Here is a 13,887-nt window from a genome sequence, read left to right as displayed (position 1 = left end):
TCAGTCGAACAGCGAGCTGACCGAGCTCTCGTCGGCGATCCGTCGCACGGCTTCGCCGATCAGCGGGGCGATGGTGAGCGTGCGGATGCGCTGCGAATCGACCACCGCGTCGGTCGGGCGGATCGTGTCGGTGATGACGAGTTCCTCGAGCGCCGAGCCGTCGACCCGGGCCACCGCCCCGCCCGACAGCACGCCGTGCGTGATGTAGGCGGCGACGCTCTTCGCGCCGCCATCGAGCAGCGCCGCGGCGGCATTGCACAGCGTGCCGCCCGAATCGACGATGTCGTCGATCATGATGCAGTGGCGGCCTTTCACATCGCCGATGATGTTCATGACCTCCGATTCGCCGGGCCGGTCGCGGCGCTTGTCGACGATCGCGAGCGGCGCGTTGTCGAGCCGCTTGGCGAGCGCGCGGGCGCGCACCACGCCGCCGACATCGGGCGAGACGACCATCAGGTCGCGCTCGCCGTAGCGGGCCTGGATGTCCGCCGCCATCGTCGGGGCGGCGAACAGGTTGTCGGTAGGAATGTCGAAGAAGCCCTGGATCTGTCCCGCGTGCAGGTCGACCGCGAGCACCCGGTCGGCACCCGCCTCGGTGATCAGGTTGGCGACGAGCTTGGCCGAGATGGGCGTGCGCGGGCCGGGCTTGCGGTCCTGCCGGGCGTAGCCGAAATAGGGGACGACCGCGGTGATCCGCTTGGCCGACGCGCGGCGGCACGCGTCGATCGAGATCAGCAGTTCCATCAGGTTGTCGTTCGCCGGAAAGCTCGTCGACTGGACGATGAACAGGTCCTCGCCGCGCACGTTCTCGTGGATCTCGACAAAGATCTCCTCGTCGGCGAAGCGGCGAACGCTCGCGTCGGTCAGCGGCATCTCGAGATATCCCGCGATCGCACGGGCGAGCGGCAGGTTCGCATTGCCGGACATGATCTTCATGGGCGCGCTGGTCCTCGGACGGCGGATTCGGATGCTGCGCGGCTTAGCGGAGCTTCGCTCCAATGCAACATTCGGCTCCGGAGTCGCGGGGGATTTGCCCGCTCCCGGCGCGCGACCGGGACGACCGCGGTCTAGGGCTTGACGAAAATGGGCCGCCTGAAGGTGATGTAGGGACCGCGCAGGCCGTAGGCGTGCATGACGCTGAAGACCTGGTACCTGAGCGTGAGTTCGAATTCGGTCACGCCGGTGACCCTCTGCACTGCGGGCTGGGTAATCGACGCCGAATACAGCCCGCTGTCGAGAATGTATGGCGCCGAACGGCCGACCGACAGCGCGTAGCTGTTCAGCTGCTCCTTCGACAGCTTGTTGCCGGTCGAATACTGAACCAGCGCATAGCGGGCGACGTCGGCGGATATGCCGCGCAGCGCGTTGTAGTTCTGCATCGCCATACCGACCTGGAACACGCCGAAGAACAGCGCCATGAAAGCCGGGGCAAGGACTGCCAGCTCGACCGTTGCGGCCCCCTGCCGCGCGCGGGCCAGCCGGCCGAGGAAAGGAGCAACGCTCACGCCACCAGCACCCGGCGCACGAGCAGGTAATCGACGGGACTGCCGACGCCGAACTTCGTCCAGTTGGGCACGTATTTGTCGATGACCTTCACCTCGATGTAGGTCGTGAGGTCGGCGGCCATGGCGCAGGTGGGCTTCGTCGGGACGTAGCTGCCGGTCCCGCAGCGGTAGATCTCATCGACCGTGACGATGTCGTAGGGGTTGCTGCCGGTCGGATCGATCGATCCCTGGACCACGCTCCTGATCGCCTCGCGTGCCGCCGCATCGGCAGGCGGGGATGCCCTGACGATCGCGGCGGCTTCGGCGACGGCGCTGTCCAGCTCGCTCTTGCGAGCGACCAGCGAACTCGCCTCGAACCCGCCCAGCGCGAGCAGCGCCAGGACCGGGGCGACCACGGCCGTTTCGACCGCCATCGTCGCCGCGGAGTCGCGCAGGACCCGCCCGAGAAGCGACGACGCGGTGCTCATGCGACGAGCTTCACGCTGGCCTTGAGGTTCACCACGTTGACCGTGTTGTTGAGGCCGGACGGACAGAAGGTGGTCATGTTGGCGGTGCCGGTCAGCCTGATGGTGTTCGCCGCGATCATCAGGCACTGGCTCGACACGCCCGCCGTTCCGGCAAAGTCGATCGCGCTGATGGGCAGGTAAATCGTGCCGTTCAGCAGCGTGTTCGTATTGCCGTTGAGCTTGGTCTTGCCGCTGCCGGGCGAGTTGCGGTCCTCGAACACAAGCATCCCGGCCAGCTTGTTGGCGTCGCTTTCGGAAACGCCTTTCGCGGTCAGCTGCGAGGCGGTGATCGCGGTGAGGTTGATGTTCGCACCGCCGGCGATGTCGATCCAGGCGCCGTTCTTCAGCACGAACATGACGCCCGACCCGGTCACCTCGTACTGGCCGGTGATCTTCAGCCCGCCGCCATCGATCACGTAGACGCCCGGTGCGAACACCGTCGTGCAGCCGACATGAATGTCGGTATACGTTCCCGGCAGCACCGTGGCCTGGTCGGGCGTGGTCGTCGCCGTCGTGCCGGACTGCGTCGTGGTGGTCACGGTAGTCTTCATCTCCCAGGTCGCATTGGCCCCGGTGGAACTGTTGGTCTTGATGATCGTGCGCGTAGTCGTCTTGGTCACGCCGTCGACGGTGTTGTTTTCGACCAGGACCATGCTGGACGTGGTGCTGCTGGTTTCGCGCGACTTGCCCTTGGCGTTTTCCTGGAGCTGCCAGGTCGCTGCGGCGAGTTCCGCGCTCGTCAGGATGCCGTCGCCGTTGGTGTCGGGCGAGAACCCCTTGTAGTAGGTATAGGTGGTGTCGAGATCGGTGCGGACGTTGGCGCGCGTCGTGGTCTTGCCCTTCACGCAGGAATAGGTCCGGGTGACCTGCGTTTCGGCCGGGTTGGGCGGCGAAAGCGCCTTGAACGGGTCGTAGAGCCCTTCGAGGCGCTCCATGATGATGTCGTCGGTATTGGTGCGGAACCAGTCGTCGATACCGCCCGCCGCGAGGATCCACCCTGCGTCGATGGTGGGATTGCCGCTGACGGTGATCGCGCGGTCGGATTTCGAAAGGGCGGCCATCCCGCAGGCGGCGGTCAGGACCGAATTGCCGCCGATGTTGATCGCGCCCTCGGCATCCTCGCTGACCGCGGTGAGGCAGCTGGTGAACGAAGCGCCTTCCTTGAAGCTGGCCTGGGCAAACACGCCGATCGTCGCCGCCTTGCCGGTGAGCAGGCTCGAGAAGGGCAGGCTCCTGGTCGCGGTGGCCGACACCGTGACCGAGTTCTTCACGCCGCCCGAATAGTTGACCAGCCCTACCTTGAGGTCCGCCGGCCTGGTCGCGATTCCCGCAACGGCGGACACGTTCGCGGCGTATTCCTGGCGCGCGCGCGAATCGTAGCTCGCCTCGGTATCGGTGCTCGACCGCGCGAGCGCGCCGGCAATCGCCGCCTGGTCGACGGCGAACTGCAGTTCGCGCTTCCACATGTACCATTGTGCGGTGTCGACGGCGAACCCCGCCCCGCCGATCAGCGCCGGCATTCCCAGCGCGACCATGAGCGCGGCATTCCCGCCGCGACTTCTCCAGAGCCCGCGCGCGACCTGGGTGATCGTCCTGATCGAGCCCGGCCGACCTTTTGCCGAAAGCATCACTTCAGAAACTCCGTACCCGCTACTTGGCAGGCATCGGATTGTTCTCAACTAGCTAACAATTTCTGAAGTATTAACTAATTATTTTTCTTGTATTATACTTGGATAGCTATCTTGCGATAGGGTCGAGCCGATCCTCGTCCTGGGTCAGGAATGCGCGCGGGCTCAGGCGGTGCGGTGCTCGCCCTTGATCCACCGGACCGTGCCGCTGCTGGCGCGCATCACCACGCTGTCGGTGGTCATCCGGCCGCCCCGCAGCCGCTTGACCCCGTCGAGCAGCGAGCCCGAGGTGACGCCGGTGGCGGCGAAGATGCAGTCGCCCTTGGCTAGCTCTTCGAGCCGGTAGATCCGGTCGAAGTCCTTGTCGGGGATGCCCCACTTGCGTGCGCGCGCCTTTTCGTCGTCGTTGCGGAACACGAGGCGGCCGTTGAACTGGCCGCCGACGCAGCGCAGCGCCGCCGCGGCCAGCACGCCCTCCGGCGCGCCGCCGATGCCCATGTACAAGTCGACCGTGGTGTCGGGGTCGGTGGTCGCGATAACGCCGGCGACGTCGCCGTCGCCGATCAGCACCACGCCGCAGCCCAGCGAGCGGAGTTCGGCGATGAGGTCGGCATGGCGCGGACGGTCGAGCACGCAGACGATGATGTCGCCGGGGTTCACGCCCTTGGCCTCGGCCACCGCCTTCACGTTCTCGGTAGGGGTCCTGGCGAGGTCGATGATCCCGTCGGGGTAACCGGGGCCGACCGCGAGCTTTTCCATGTAGGTGTCGGGCGCGTTGAGCAGGCAGCCTTCTTCCGCCGCGGCCAGCACGGCGAGCGAGTTGGGCCCCGCCTTTGCCGTGATCGTGGTGCCTTCGAGCGGGTCGAGCGCGATGTCGATCCGGGGACCGGTGCCGACGGCCCCGCCGACCTTCTCGCCGATGTAGAGCATCGGGGCCTCGTCGCGCTCGCCTTCGCCGATCACCACGGTGCCGTCGATCTCGAGTTCGTCGAAAGCCTTGCGCATCGCCTCGACCGCGGCCGCGTCGGCGGCCTTCTCGTCGCCCCGGCCGACGAGCCTGGACGCGGCGATCGCGGCCGCTTCGGTGACGCGGACCATTTCGAGGACGAGGACCCTGTCGAGCACGCTCGAACGCATCGGGTTGGTATTGTTCATTCGAGATTCACCCCTGGATCCGCTGTCTGGCGGCGCGCTTAGACGAGGGAGGAGCGGATTGTCGAGCCGAGCGATGGCCTCGATCCCGACTGCCGCCCGCCCATGAAGCGGAGCAGGTGGGCATTCCCGTTCGCGGCCCTTGCATCCGGGCTCGCTGCGGCAGCCACGGCGCAGTCGGCGCGCGAAGCGCCTCTCACCGCCGCGCAGGCGGTCGACGCGGCGGCAGAGGCCTACGGTCCGCCCGATACGCGCCGGAAGGAAGAGTGTCCCCCGCGCGCCCCGGGCGACGAAATCGTCGTCTGCGCCCAGACGCAGGATCAGGAGCAGTTCCGCGTGCGTTCGAGCAGCGATCTCGATCCGACCGGGGCTGGGGCCCGCGGCGGGGTGCCGCGTGCGCCCGATGTCGGCACCGTTTACCCCGGCGCGGTCGTTGCGCGGGGATGCTTCATCCCGCCATGCCCGCCGCCGATGCCGCCGATCATCGACCTCAAGGCGATTCCCGAGGCGCCTCCCGGCTCGGACGCCGACCGCGTCGCGCGCGGCCTCGCCCCGAGAGGGGACGCAAGCGGAGACTCGGGCGCGGATAACAGCGATCGAGCGGTCAGGCCGCCAGGATAGGCATGACCAGCGGGGCCGCGGTCAGGCTCGCCGAACCGTCGAGCAGGCGCAGCGCCTCGCTGACGCATCTCTCGGCCCCTTCGTGAGTCACCATCGCCACCAGCACTTCGCCCGCCTCGTCGGGCTCGCCCTGCTGGATCAGGCTCTCGATCGACACTTCGGCATCGCGCATCGCTGCGGTGATCTCGGCGAGCACGCCGGGCCGGTCGGCGACGGTGAACCGGATGTAGGTCCGTCCGCGCCGCTCACCGGGCTCGGCCGGGGCCATGGCGACGAGCGCGCCGACCGGGATCGAGAAGGCGCCCCCGGTCTCTCCGCCGGCATCTCCGCCGGCCGAACCGTTCCTGGCCGCCCAGCGAGCAATGTCGATCAGGTCGGCGACCACGGCACTCGCGGTCGGCCCGTCTCCTGCGCCTGCCCCCTGGAACAGCAGGCGCCCCGAATAATTGCCTTGCGCCACGACCGCGTTGGTCGGTCCGTCGACGTGCGCCAGCGGATGGTCGCGCGGGACGAGGCACGGACGGACGCGCTGGAGCAGCCGCGCCGCGCCGCCGCTCCCCGATTGCTCGACGTCCGCCTCGCCGACAAGCCGGATGACGAAGCCGAGATCGCGCGCGCGGGCGATGTCGGCGGCGCGCACCCGCGCGATCCCTTCGCAGCTGACATGGTCGAGATCGAGCCGCGCGCCGAACGCGATGGCAGCGAGGATCGCGAGCTTGTGCCCCGCGTCGATGCCCTCGATGTCGAGGGTGGGGTCGGCTTCGGCAAAGCCCTTCGCCTGCGCTTCGGCGAGCACGTCGGCGAAATCGCGGCCGGTGTCTTCCATCGTCGACAGGATGAAGTTGCAGGTGCCGTTGAGAATGCCCTGCACCCGGTCGATGGCGTTCGCGGCGGCCCCTTCGCGCAGGCCCTTGATGATCGGGATGCCGCCCGCGACGGCGGCTTCGAACTTGAGCGGAACCCCGGCCGCTTCGGCGGCCTCGCCGAGCGCGAGGCCGTGGTGGGCGATCATCGCCTTGTTGGCCGTCACCAGCGCCTTGCCGCCGGCGATCGCGTTGCGCGCCAGGGTCAGCGCTGGCCCATCGGCGCCGCCCACCAGTTCGACGACCGCGTCGACGTCGTCGCGCGCCGCCATCGCGGTCATGTCGTCGCACCAGGCGAACGGCGAAAGGTCGACCCCGCGATCCTTGTCGCGATCGCGCGCGCTGACCGCGACCACCCGGATCGCGCGCCCGGCCCGCGCCTCTATCAGCCGCGCATTGGCGTCGAGCAGCCGGACGACGCCCGCGCCCACCGTGCCGACGCCGGCGAGCGCGACGCGCAGCGGGCGCGGCGGTGCTTTCGAAGTTCCCGTCTCCATGCCCCGCTCCTATCGGAGCGCGCACGCCGGGGCCAACAAAGAGAAACTATTGCCGCGCAAGCGTCCGCGGGCAGGCGCCGAGCTGCTCGATGACGAACCGATAGTCCTGCGCCGCGCGGGTGCGCGATTCCGCGTCCTGGGCCAGGTTCGCCGCGGCCGGCAACTGGCGCGGCAGGAAGCACGCGAGCCGGTACCAGGCCAGCGTTTCGCGTTCCGGCGGGCGGGCCGCCTGGTCAACGATCTCGCCGAACGACACGCCCCACACCGGCGCCATCCCGGGGCGCCGCACCACGGTCAGCGACACCGGATCGCCGCTTTTCGTCGAAAGGAATATCTGCGTTTCCGATTCGCCCGCAAGCGTGCCCGCGACCGACAGCGCGTCACGCACGCCGGTGACAGCAGGCGCGGCATCGGCCGAAACGAGCTCGGCCAGCACCGGGCGCAACCGTGCCTCGAGCGCCGGGTCCCAGTCGACCTGCGCCGACGGTCCCACCAGCTGGATCTCGCCCGGCTTGCCCGTGACGGCGCGCCCGAACAGCACCACCTCGCGTTTCTTGAGCTTGGGCACCTTGCCCTTCGCGTCGAGCGGCACGTCGACGAGATACTTTATCGACTGGCCGAGCGGCGCGTTGCCCGCGATCAGCGCCACCGTTTCCGCCTCCACGTAGACCCGCGCCTGCCCCGGGGCGAGGGTGCCCGCGCGCTCGGGCGAAAGAGGGATCGCCCGCTTGATCTTCGCATGGACGACAAGCCCGGCCGCATCGGCGAGGTCGGCCAGGTCGGCATAGGTGGGCGGCGGGACCGGAGTGGGTGGCGGAGCCGCTGCGACACAAACGGCAAGCGCGGCGGCGGCAAAGGCCGGGCGGAGGGAATCACGCAGTCTGATCATTGCCGGGTCACCTAGAAGCATCGCGGGAAATTGGAAACCGGATCCCGTCCCGCTCGTTCAGCGGCTCAGGCGTGAATCCGGCCTTAACCGGAAAAGGGTTTGCCTGGGGTTTGCTTCGCGGTTAAGGGTCCGGCGGTCCGGGGAGAAGAACAATAACCTTCGGACAGGGGCCCCCAGCCGGGTCATCGGGGATCCGGCGGGCCGTTCGGTCGCCGTGAACCGGTGGGCCGACAGGGTGGACAAGCATGGATTGCGTCGGGGCGCGATGGTTTGCGAATCGCGCGCATCCGATGTTTGTTTTTGCCGGATGCCAGCATCCGGCACCGACGATGGAGTGATGCGACTGAATGGCCTACGCTGACCAACAGATGAGTTCCAATCGCATCATTGCGATTGTCATCGTTGCACTCATCCATATCGCCATCGGCTATGCTCTCGTGACCGGCCTCGCCTATTCGGCGATCAAGAAGGCTGTCGAGCGCGTGACGACGGTGGATATCGAGGAGCCGCCGCCGCCCGAGGAGGAACCGCCGCCGCCGCAGGAACAGCCCGACGTGGCGCCGCCGCCGCCGGTCGCTCCGCCGCCGCCGATCAACATCGCGCCGGCACCACCGCCGATCCAGACCCAGCCGACGATCCCGCCGCCGGCACCTCCGGCACTGCGCGTGCCGCCGCCGGCGCCCGTCGCGCCGCCGCCGCCGCCGCCGCCGCGGTTCCAGCCCAAGTCGCCCACGCCGCGCGGCAACCCCGGCAACTGGGCCAACGCCAACGACTATCCCAGCCGCGCCCTGCGCGAGGAACGCGAAGGCGTGACGCGGTTCACCGTGACCGTCGATGCGAACGGCCGCGTCTCGAACTGCCAGGTCACCGGCTCGAGCGGTCATTCGGATCTCGACAGCACGACCTGTTCGCTGATTTCACGGCGGGCGCGCTTCAACCCGGCTACCGACGGCGACGGCAACGAGACCTCGGGGACCTGGTCGAGTTCGGTGCGCTGGGAAATTCCGCAATAACCCGTTGAACCCCTTTTTCATCCGTTTCATCTGAGAGGACTTTCACCCATGTACATCGAACTTCTCGCCGCCGCCGGTGGCGCAGCGCCGAAGAACCAGTTCGGCTTCTACGAGGCGCTTGAGCAGGGCGGCGTGATCGCGTGGTCGATCTTCGGCGTGCTCGTGATCATGTCGGTCGGCTCGTTCTACATCCTCATCACCAAGTGGATCGAACAGCAGAAGATCTTCAACCAGTACAAGGGCGTGCGCACCCAGTTCTGGCGCGCCCCGACCCTGCGCGAAGGTGCCAACAAGCTCGAGAAGAACAGTGCGTGGCGCCAGCTCGTCGACGACGGCCTGACCGCCGAGGAATCGCACGGCAAGATGACCGACGCCATGGAAGCACATGACTGGCTGCACGGTTCGCTCGCGCGTTCGGAAGCCTCGATCAACGCCAAGCTCGCTGGCGGCCTGCCGTTCCTCGCGACCGTGGGCGCGACCGCTCCGTTCGTCGGCCTGCTCGGCACCGTCATCGGCATCTACCGCGCGCTGATCAACATCGGCCTCGCCGGTTCGGCCTCGATCGACAAGGTCGCCGGACCGGTCGGCGAAGCGCTGATCATGACCGCCATCGGCCTGCTCGTCGCGGTTCCGGCCGTGCTTGCCTACAACTGGCTCCAGAGCCGCAACAAGCGGATCGCCGAGCTGCTCTCGGGCTTCTCGACCGACATCCTCGCGAACATCAACTCGAAGGGTGCCGTGAAGCCGGCGGTGATCACGCAGACGTCGACCCAGCAGGCAGCCAAGGCAGCCGCGACCGCTCCGGCGAAGCCGGCCGCGCCGCGCACCTGACCGGTTCCGCGGGGGAAGGGTCGCAAGCCCTTCCCCCGCCAACCGTACGAACGAATTGAGATAGGACAGGAAGCCCATGGCGATTTCTAGCGGAGGCGGCGGCATCGAGACGCCGATGTCGGACATCAACACCACGCCGCTGGTGGACGTGATGCTGGTGCTTCTGATCATCTTCCTCATCGCGGTGCCGGTCGCGATCCAGACGATCGAGAAGCTCAAGATTCCGGTGATGCCGTCCAGCGAATCGAAGGACAAGGTCGAGAACCTGCTCCTGACCGTGAGCACGACCGACGACGCCGGCCGCAGCGCGGGCGAACCGGGCTTCGAGGGCGCATCGCGCAACGGCCAGTGCCGGGTGTATTTCAACAACACCACCCCGGTCGATTCGAAGGAACTCTACGACCAGGCGTTCGAGCGTCTCGACGCGATCGTCCAAGCGGCCGGCGGACCCGAGGCGCTGATGGAGAACCCCGAGGCGATCCCGCAGGTCCACATCCGCGGTGACGTCAACGCGCCGTGGCGCTGCATCGCGGGGGCCATCTACAACGTGCAGGCGGCGGGCTATCCCACCGTCGGCTTCATCTCGAACCCGGTCGATCCGAACGGCTGAACCAGCCGCGATCCGACGAAGCGAATTCAGGAGTAACCCAGCATGGCAATGTCAGGCGGCAAGGACGATGGCTCGCCGATGATGGAGATGAACACGACGCCGTTGATCGACGTCATGCTCGTGCTCCTGATCATGTTCATCATTACCATCCCCGTGGCGACGCACTCGGTCGACATCGACCTGCCGGTGCCCAACAACGAGCCGCCGCCGCCGGACATGATCGACCCGATCAAGAACAAGATCGTGCTCACCCCGCAGAACGAGATCCTGTGGAACGGCACCGCGATCGACCAGGGCGAGCTGGTCCGCAATCTCGAGGCGACCAAGGCGATCCAGCCCGAGCCGGAGCTGCAGTTCGAGCCCGACCAGCAGGCGAGCTATGACCTGTCGATCCGGGTGCTCAACGTCATCAAGGCGTCGGGCGTCACCAAGTTCGGGTTCGTGGGCAACGAGAAGTACCGCGAGTTCGGCAAGGCACCCGCCTGACCCGCGCCGACCCAGGGCGGATGAATTGACAAGGGGGCGGAGCGATCCGCCCCCTTTTCGTTTGTCCGCGTGACCCGCTTTCGGCGTGGACCAATCCGCCGCGCGATCGCGCGCCACCCTTGACGAGCACGCGCCTGGTGCCCGCGGCGCTTCCCATGCCGCCTCCACCACTGGCGACGCGGTTTCGGAACGCCTAGACGTCCTGCCGAATGAACGTTCGACTGCCCCCGGGATATGCCAGTGATTGCGAGACCCCTTCTCTCGCCGACTACCTGCGCCTTCGCGTCGTCGCGGGCCTGTCCCCCTTCAGCGAAGAAGCTGCCCGCGCGGGATTGCCCGGCACCGTTGCCGGAGTGGTTGTCCGCCACGGGCTCTCCGCCGTTGGGATGGGCCGGGTGATCGGCGACGGCGGCCTGTTCTTCCAGGTTTGCGACATCGCAGTCGATCCCGCGCATCAGGGCAGGGGTATCGGCAAGGTCATCGTCTCGCTCTTGCTCGAGGCACTCGCCGCAAGGCTATCTGCCCCCGCATACGTCAGCCTGATCGCGGACGGCGAGGCGAACCGGCTCTATGCCCAGTTCGGATTCGCGCCGGTAGCTCCCCACTCGCAAGGCATGGCGCAGTGGCTTCAGCCGGCGCCGGCTACGTCTTCGTCCTCCCCGCGGTAGTCCGCCGCATCCTCCATTCGCATCGCCGCGGAGGCGAGCGTTTCGGCCTCGAGCACGAGTTCGTCGTCGACAGAGCCCTGCGGCATCGTCTCGCGCCCGATCAGCGTCATCACCGGCACCGCGAGCGGGCTGACCCGGTCGAGTTCGACCAGCACGAGTTCGTCGGCAGCTCGGTCCAGCAGGTCGCCGAGCCGTCCGATGTCGGTCATTCGCGTCCGCGCATCGGCCCAGGCGGCCTGGAGCAGCACGTGGTCGGGCTCGTACTTGCGCAGCACGTCGTAGATGAGGTCGGTCGAAAAGGTCACCTGCTTGCCAGTCTTGCGCTTGCCCGGGTGCTGGCGCTCGACCAGCCCGCCGATTACCGCCACCTCGCGGAAGGCGCGTCGAAGCAGGTGCGAGTTCTGCACCCATTCGACAAACTCGTCCTGCAGGATGTCGGGCGACAGCAGCGGCGCGGGGTCGATGACCGGCCTGAGGCTCCACACCGCGAGGCAATAGTCGTTGGCATTGAAGCCCAGCGGCGAGAGCCCGCGCTCTTCCATCCGCTTGGTGATCAGCATCCCCAGCGACTGGTTCGCATTCCACCCGATGAAGGTGTAGAATACCGTGTAGTGCTTCTTCGCGTGCGGAAAGCTTTCGACGAGCAGCGTGTCGGGGCCTGGCATCGCGCTGCGCCAGTCCTGCACTTCCAGCCATTCGCGCACGTCGTCGGGAAAGCGGGCCCAGCTCGCCCGGTCGACCAGCATCGCCCGCACCCGCTCGGCAAGATGCGTCGTGAGCGGCAGGCGCTGACCGCCATAGCTCGGGATCATCGCCGCCTTCGACGATGCGCGCACGGTCAGCTCCATGTCCTTGATCCGCTCGACCTCGAGGTTGATGCCCGCGAACTGGAAAGTGTCGCCCGGGCGCAGCGAAGCGGCGAAGCGTTCCTCGACCTTGCCGAGCGAGCGCCCGTTGCGGAACCGCACGTCGAGCATCTCGGAATCGACGATGATCCCGGCGTTGAGCCGGTGCCGCGCCGCGTGTTCGGGATGGCTCAACCGCCAGCTTCCATCGCCGTCCTTCACGATGCGCTGGAACTTGTCGTAGGCCTTGAGCGCATAGCCGCCGGTCGCGACGAAGGTCAGCACGCGTTCCCAGTCCTCCTGGTCGAGCCAGGCATAGGCCAGGCTCGAACGCACTTCGGCGAGCAGCGCGGCCTCGTCGAACGGGGCGGCGCAAGCGCAGGCCATCACGTGCTGGGCGAGCACGTCGAGTCCGCCGGGACGGAAGTCCTCGCCGTCGCGCTGGCCCTCGTCGACCGCATCCTTGGCGGCGGTGGCCTCGAGGAACTCGAACCGGTTGCCCGGCACCAGGATCGCCCGGCTCGGGCAATCGAGCCGGTGGTTCGCGCGCCCGATCCGCTGGAGCAGGCGCGACGAGCCCTTGGGTGCCCCCATCTGGACGACGAGGTCGATGTCCCCCCAGTCGATCCCGAGGTCGAGGCTGGCGGTGGCGACGAGCGCACGCAGTTCGCCGCGCGCCATCGCGCCTTCGACCTTGCGCCGCGCTTCCTTGCTGAGCGAGCCGTGGTGGATGCCGATCGGCAGCGTGTCCTCGTTCGCGTTCCACAGGTTCTGGAACACGTATTCGGCCAGGAAGCGGGTGTTGGTGAATATCAGCGTCGTCCGGTTGCGGCGGATCTCCTCGTAGAGCTGGGGTATGGCCCAGGTCGCCGCGTGGCCGCCCCACGGGACCCGCTCTTCCACCGGCAGCAGGATCTCGACCTCGGCGGGGGCGCCAGGCTCTCCCTCGACCAGTTCGACCGTGTCGATCTCGCCCCACGGGGCGAGCCACTCGCGAAAGCCCTCCGGATTGGCGAGCGTGGCGCTGAGCGCCGTACGCTTCATCTCAGGCGCGATGGCCTGCAGGCGCGTGAGCGCCAGCGCGAGCAGGTCGCCGCGCTTGCCGGTGGCGAAGGCGTGGACCTCGTCGATCACGACGCGCCTCAGGCCCGCGAACAGCCCGAAGCTGTCGGGATAGCTGAGCAGCAGCGAGAGCGATTCGGGCGTCGTCAGCAGCACGTGCGGCGGGCGCGACCGCTGGCGCTTCTTGCGATCGGAAGGGGTGTCCCCGCTGCGAGTCTCGATCCGGATCGGCAGGCCCATTTCCTCGACCGGGGCGACGAGGTTGCGCTGCACGTCGTGCGCCAGCGCCTTCAGCGGCGAAACGTAGAGCGTATGCAGCCCCTCGGGCGGCGCGGCCCCGTCGAGCCGCGTTGGGGTAAATGCCGCCAGCGTCGGGAGAAACCCGGCGAGCGTCTTGCCCGCACCGGTATCGGCGACGAGCAGCGCGTGACGTCCCGCGTCGCTCGCCGCGAGCATCTCTGCCTGGTGCCGCCGCACGCGCCAGCCGCGGCCGGCGAACCAGGTCTCGATCTCGGGTGGGACACGGCCAGCCATGTGAGGGCCAAAGCACGAGAGCGCACAAAGCTCCAGCCCGCCGAGCGGCCGCGGTCGATGGGTTCGCCGATTGGAACTTATATTGGATAGATTTCAAGCATTTGAGATTCGCCGAAGCGCAACGGGCCTGCGACGGACGGGGAAACGGTCGCGCCGCTCGGCCGTTGGTCAACTGTC

Annotated in this window: 14 protein-coding genes; 6 read left to right on the top strand and 8 right to left on the bottom strand. The window is 67.8% G+C overall.

The annotated features are described in order from the left end of the window. From N0B51_RS03295 to glpX, 5 genes are all read right to left on the bottom strand, one after another. Entirely contained in the window at nucleotides 1–936 is a 936-nt protein-coding gene (locus tag N0B51_RS03295) for a ribose-phosphate pyrophosphokinase (protein ID WP_259960748.1), read from the bottom strand. Between the two features lie 131 nt (nucleotides 937–1,067). Then, on the bottom strand, nucleotides 1,068–1,505 hold the full coding sequence (locus tag N0B51_RS03290; protein ID WP_259960747.1) for a TadE/TadG family type IV pilus assembly protein: 438 nt from the start codon (nucleotides 1,503–1,505) through the stop codon (nucleotides 1,068–1,070). Continuing rightward, the gene (locus tag N0B51_RS03285) at nucleotides 1,502–1,972 is read right to left on the bottom strand and encodes a TadE/TadG family type IV pilus assembly protein (RefSeq protein ID WP_259960746.1); all 471 of its coding nucleotides are present in this window, start codon (nucleotides 1,970–1,972) and stop codon (nucleotides 1,502–1,504) included. Before N0B51_RS03285 ends, N0B51_RS03290 begins: the two co-directional genes overlap by 4 nt. Then, entirely contained in the window at nucleotides 1,969–3,639 is a 1,671-nt protein-coding gene (locus N0B51_RS03280; RefSeq protein WP_259960813.1) for a pilus assembly protein TadG-related protein, read from the bottom strand. Before N0B51_RS03280 ends, N0B51_RS03285 begins: the two co-directional genes overlap by 4 nt. Nucleotides 3,640–3,804: 165 nt before the next feature. Continuing rightward, the gene (gene glpX, locus N0B51_RS03275; protein WP_259960745.1) at nucleotides 3,805–4,794 is read right to left on the bottom strand and encodes a class II fructose-bisphosphatase; all 990 of its coding nucleotides are present in this window, start codon (nucleotides 4,792–4,794) and stop codon (nucleotides 3,805–3,807) included. 102 nt (nucleotides 4,795–4,896) lie between these two features. Between glpX and N0B51_RS03270 the strand changes: the two genes are divergently transcribed. Beyond that, the gene (locus tag N0B51_RS03270; RefSeq protein WP_259960744.1) at nucleotides 4,897–5,412 is read left to right on the top strand and encodes a hypothetical protein; all 516 of its coding nucleotides are present in this window, start codon (nucleotides 4,897–4,899) and stop codon (nucleotides 5,410–5,412) included. Here N0B51_RS03270 and N0B51_RS03265 read toward each other — a convergent pair. Both N0B51_RS03265 and N0B51_RS03260 read right to left on the bottom strand, forming a co-directional pair. Beyond that, on the bottom strand, nucleotides 5,396–6,772 hold the full coding sequence (locus tag N0B51_RS03265; RefSeq protein ID WP_259960743.1) for a homoserine dehydrogenase: 1,377 nt from the start codon (nucleotides 6,770–6,772) through the stop codon (nucleotides 5,396–5,398). The genes N0B51_RS03270 and N0B51_RS03265 overlap by 17 nt on opposite strands. A 46-nt stretch (nucleotides 6,773–6,818) precedes the next feature. Beyond that, nucleotides 6,819–7,661: a hypothetical protein gene (locus N0B51_RS03260; RefSeq protein ID WP_259960742.1), complete on the bottom strand. Its 843-nt coding sequence runs from the start codon at nucleotides 7,659–7,661 to the stop codon at nucleotides 6,819–6,821. Between the two features lie 347 nt (nucleotides 7,662–8,008). Between N0B51_RS03260 and N0B51_RS03255 the strand changes: the two genes are divergently transcribed. The 5 genes from N0B51_RS03255 (at nucleotide 8,009) to N0B51_RS03235 (ending at nucleotide 11,269) form a co-directional block, all read left to right on the top strand. Next, on the top strand, nucleotides 8,009–8,674 hold the full coding sequence (locus tag N0B51_RS03255; protein WP_259960741.1) for an energy transducer TonB: 666 nt from the start codon (nucleotides 8,009–8,011) through the stop codon (nucleotides 8,672–8,674). Nucleotides 8,675–8,722: 48 nt separating this feature from the next. Then, complete coding sequence (locus N0B51_RS03250) at nucleotides 8,723–9,505, top strand: MotA/TolQ/ExbB proton channel family protein (RefSeq protein ID WP_259960740.1); 783 nt, start codon at nucleotides 8,723–8,725, stop codon at nucleotides 9,503–9,505. Nucleotides 9,506–9,581: 76 nt separating this feature from the next. Then, nucleotides 9,582–10,115 carry an ExbD/TolR family protein gene (locus N0B51_RS03245; protein ID WP_259960739.1) on the top strand — a complete coding sequence of 178 codons (534 nt, stop codon included), beginning with the start codon at nucleotides 9,582–9,584 and terminating at the stop codon, nucleotides 10,113–10,115. 42 nt (nucleotides 10,116–10,157) lie between these two features. Further along, complete coding sequence (locus N0B51_RS03240; RefSeq protein ID WP_259960738.1) at nucleotides 10,158–10,601, top strand: ExbD/TolR family protein; 444 nt, start codon at nucleotides 10,158–10,160, stop codon at nucleotides 10,599–10,601. Between the two features lie 209 nt (nucleotides 10,602–10,810). Next, nucleotides 10,811–11,269 carry a GNAT family N-acetyltransferase gene (locus N0B51_RS03235; protein ID WP_259960737.1) on the top strand — a complete coding sequence of 153 codons (459 nt, stop codon included), beginning with the start codon at nucleotides 10,811–10,813 and terminating at the stop codon, nucleotides 11,267–11,269. Here the strand turns inward: N0B51_RS03235 and N0B51_RS03230 are convergent. Next, nucleotides 11,230–13,710 (bottom strand): ligase-associated DNA damage response DEXH box helicase, encoded by a 2,481-nt coding sequence (locus N0B51_RS03230; protein WP_259960735.1) that lies wholly within the window; start codon nucleotides 13,708–13,710, stop codon nucleotides 11,230–11,232. The two genes, N0B51_RS03235 and N0B51_RS03230, sit on opposite strands and share 40 nt — an antisense overlap. Nucleotides 13,711–13,887: the final 177 nt, after the last annotated feature.

Origin of the sequence: Tsuneonella litorea, assembly GCF_025154015.1 — a bacterium.
GTDB lineage: Bacteria > Pseudomonadota > Alphaproteobacteria > Sphingomonadales > Sphingomonadaceae > Tsuneonella > Tsuneonella litorea.
Note: the sequence above shows the minus strand (reverse complement) of the source record. Positions and strands in the feature narration are given on the sequence as shown.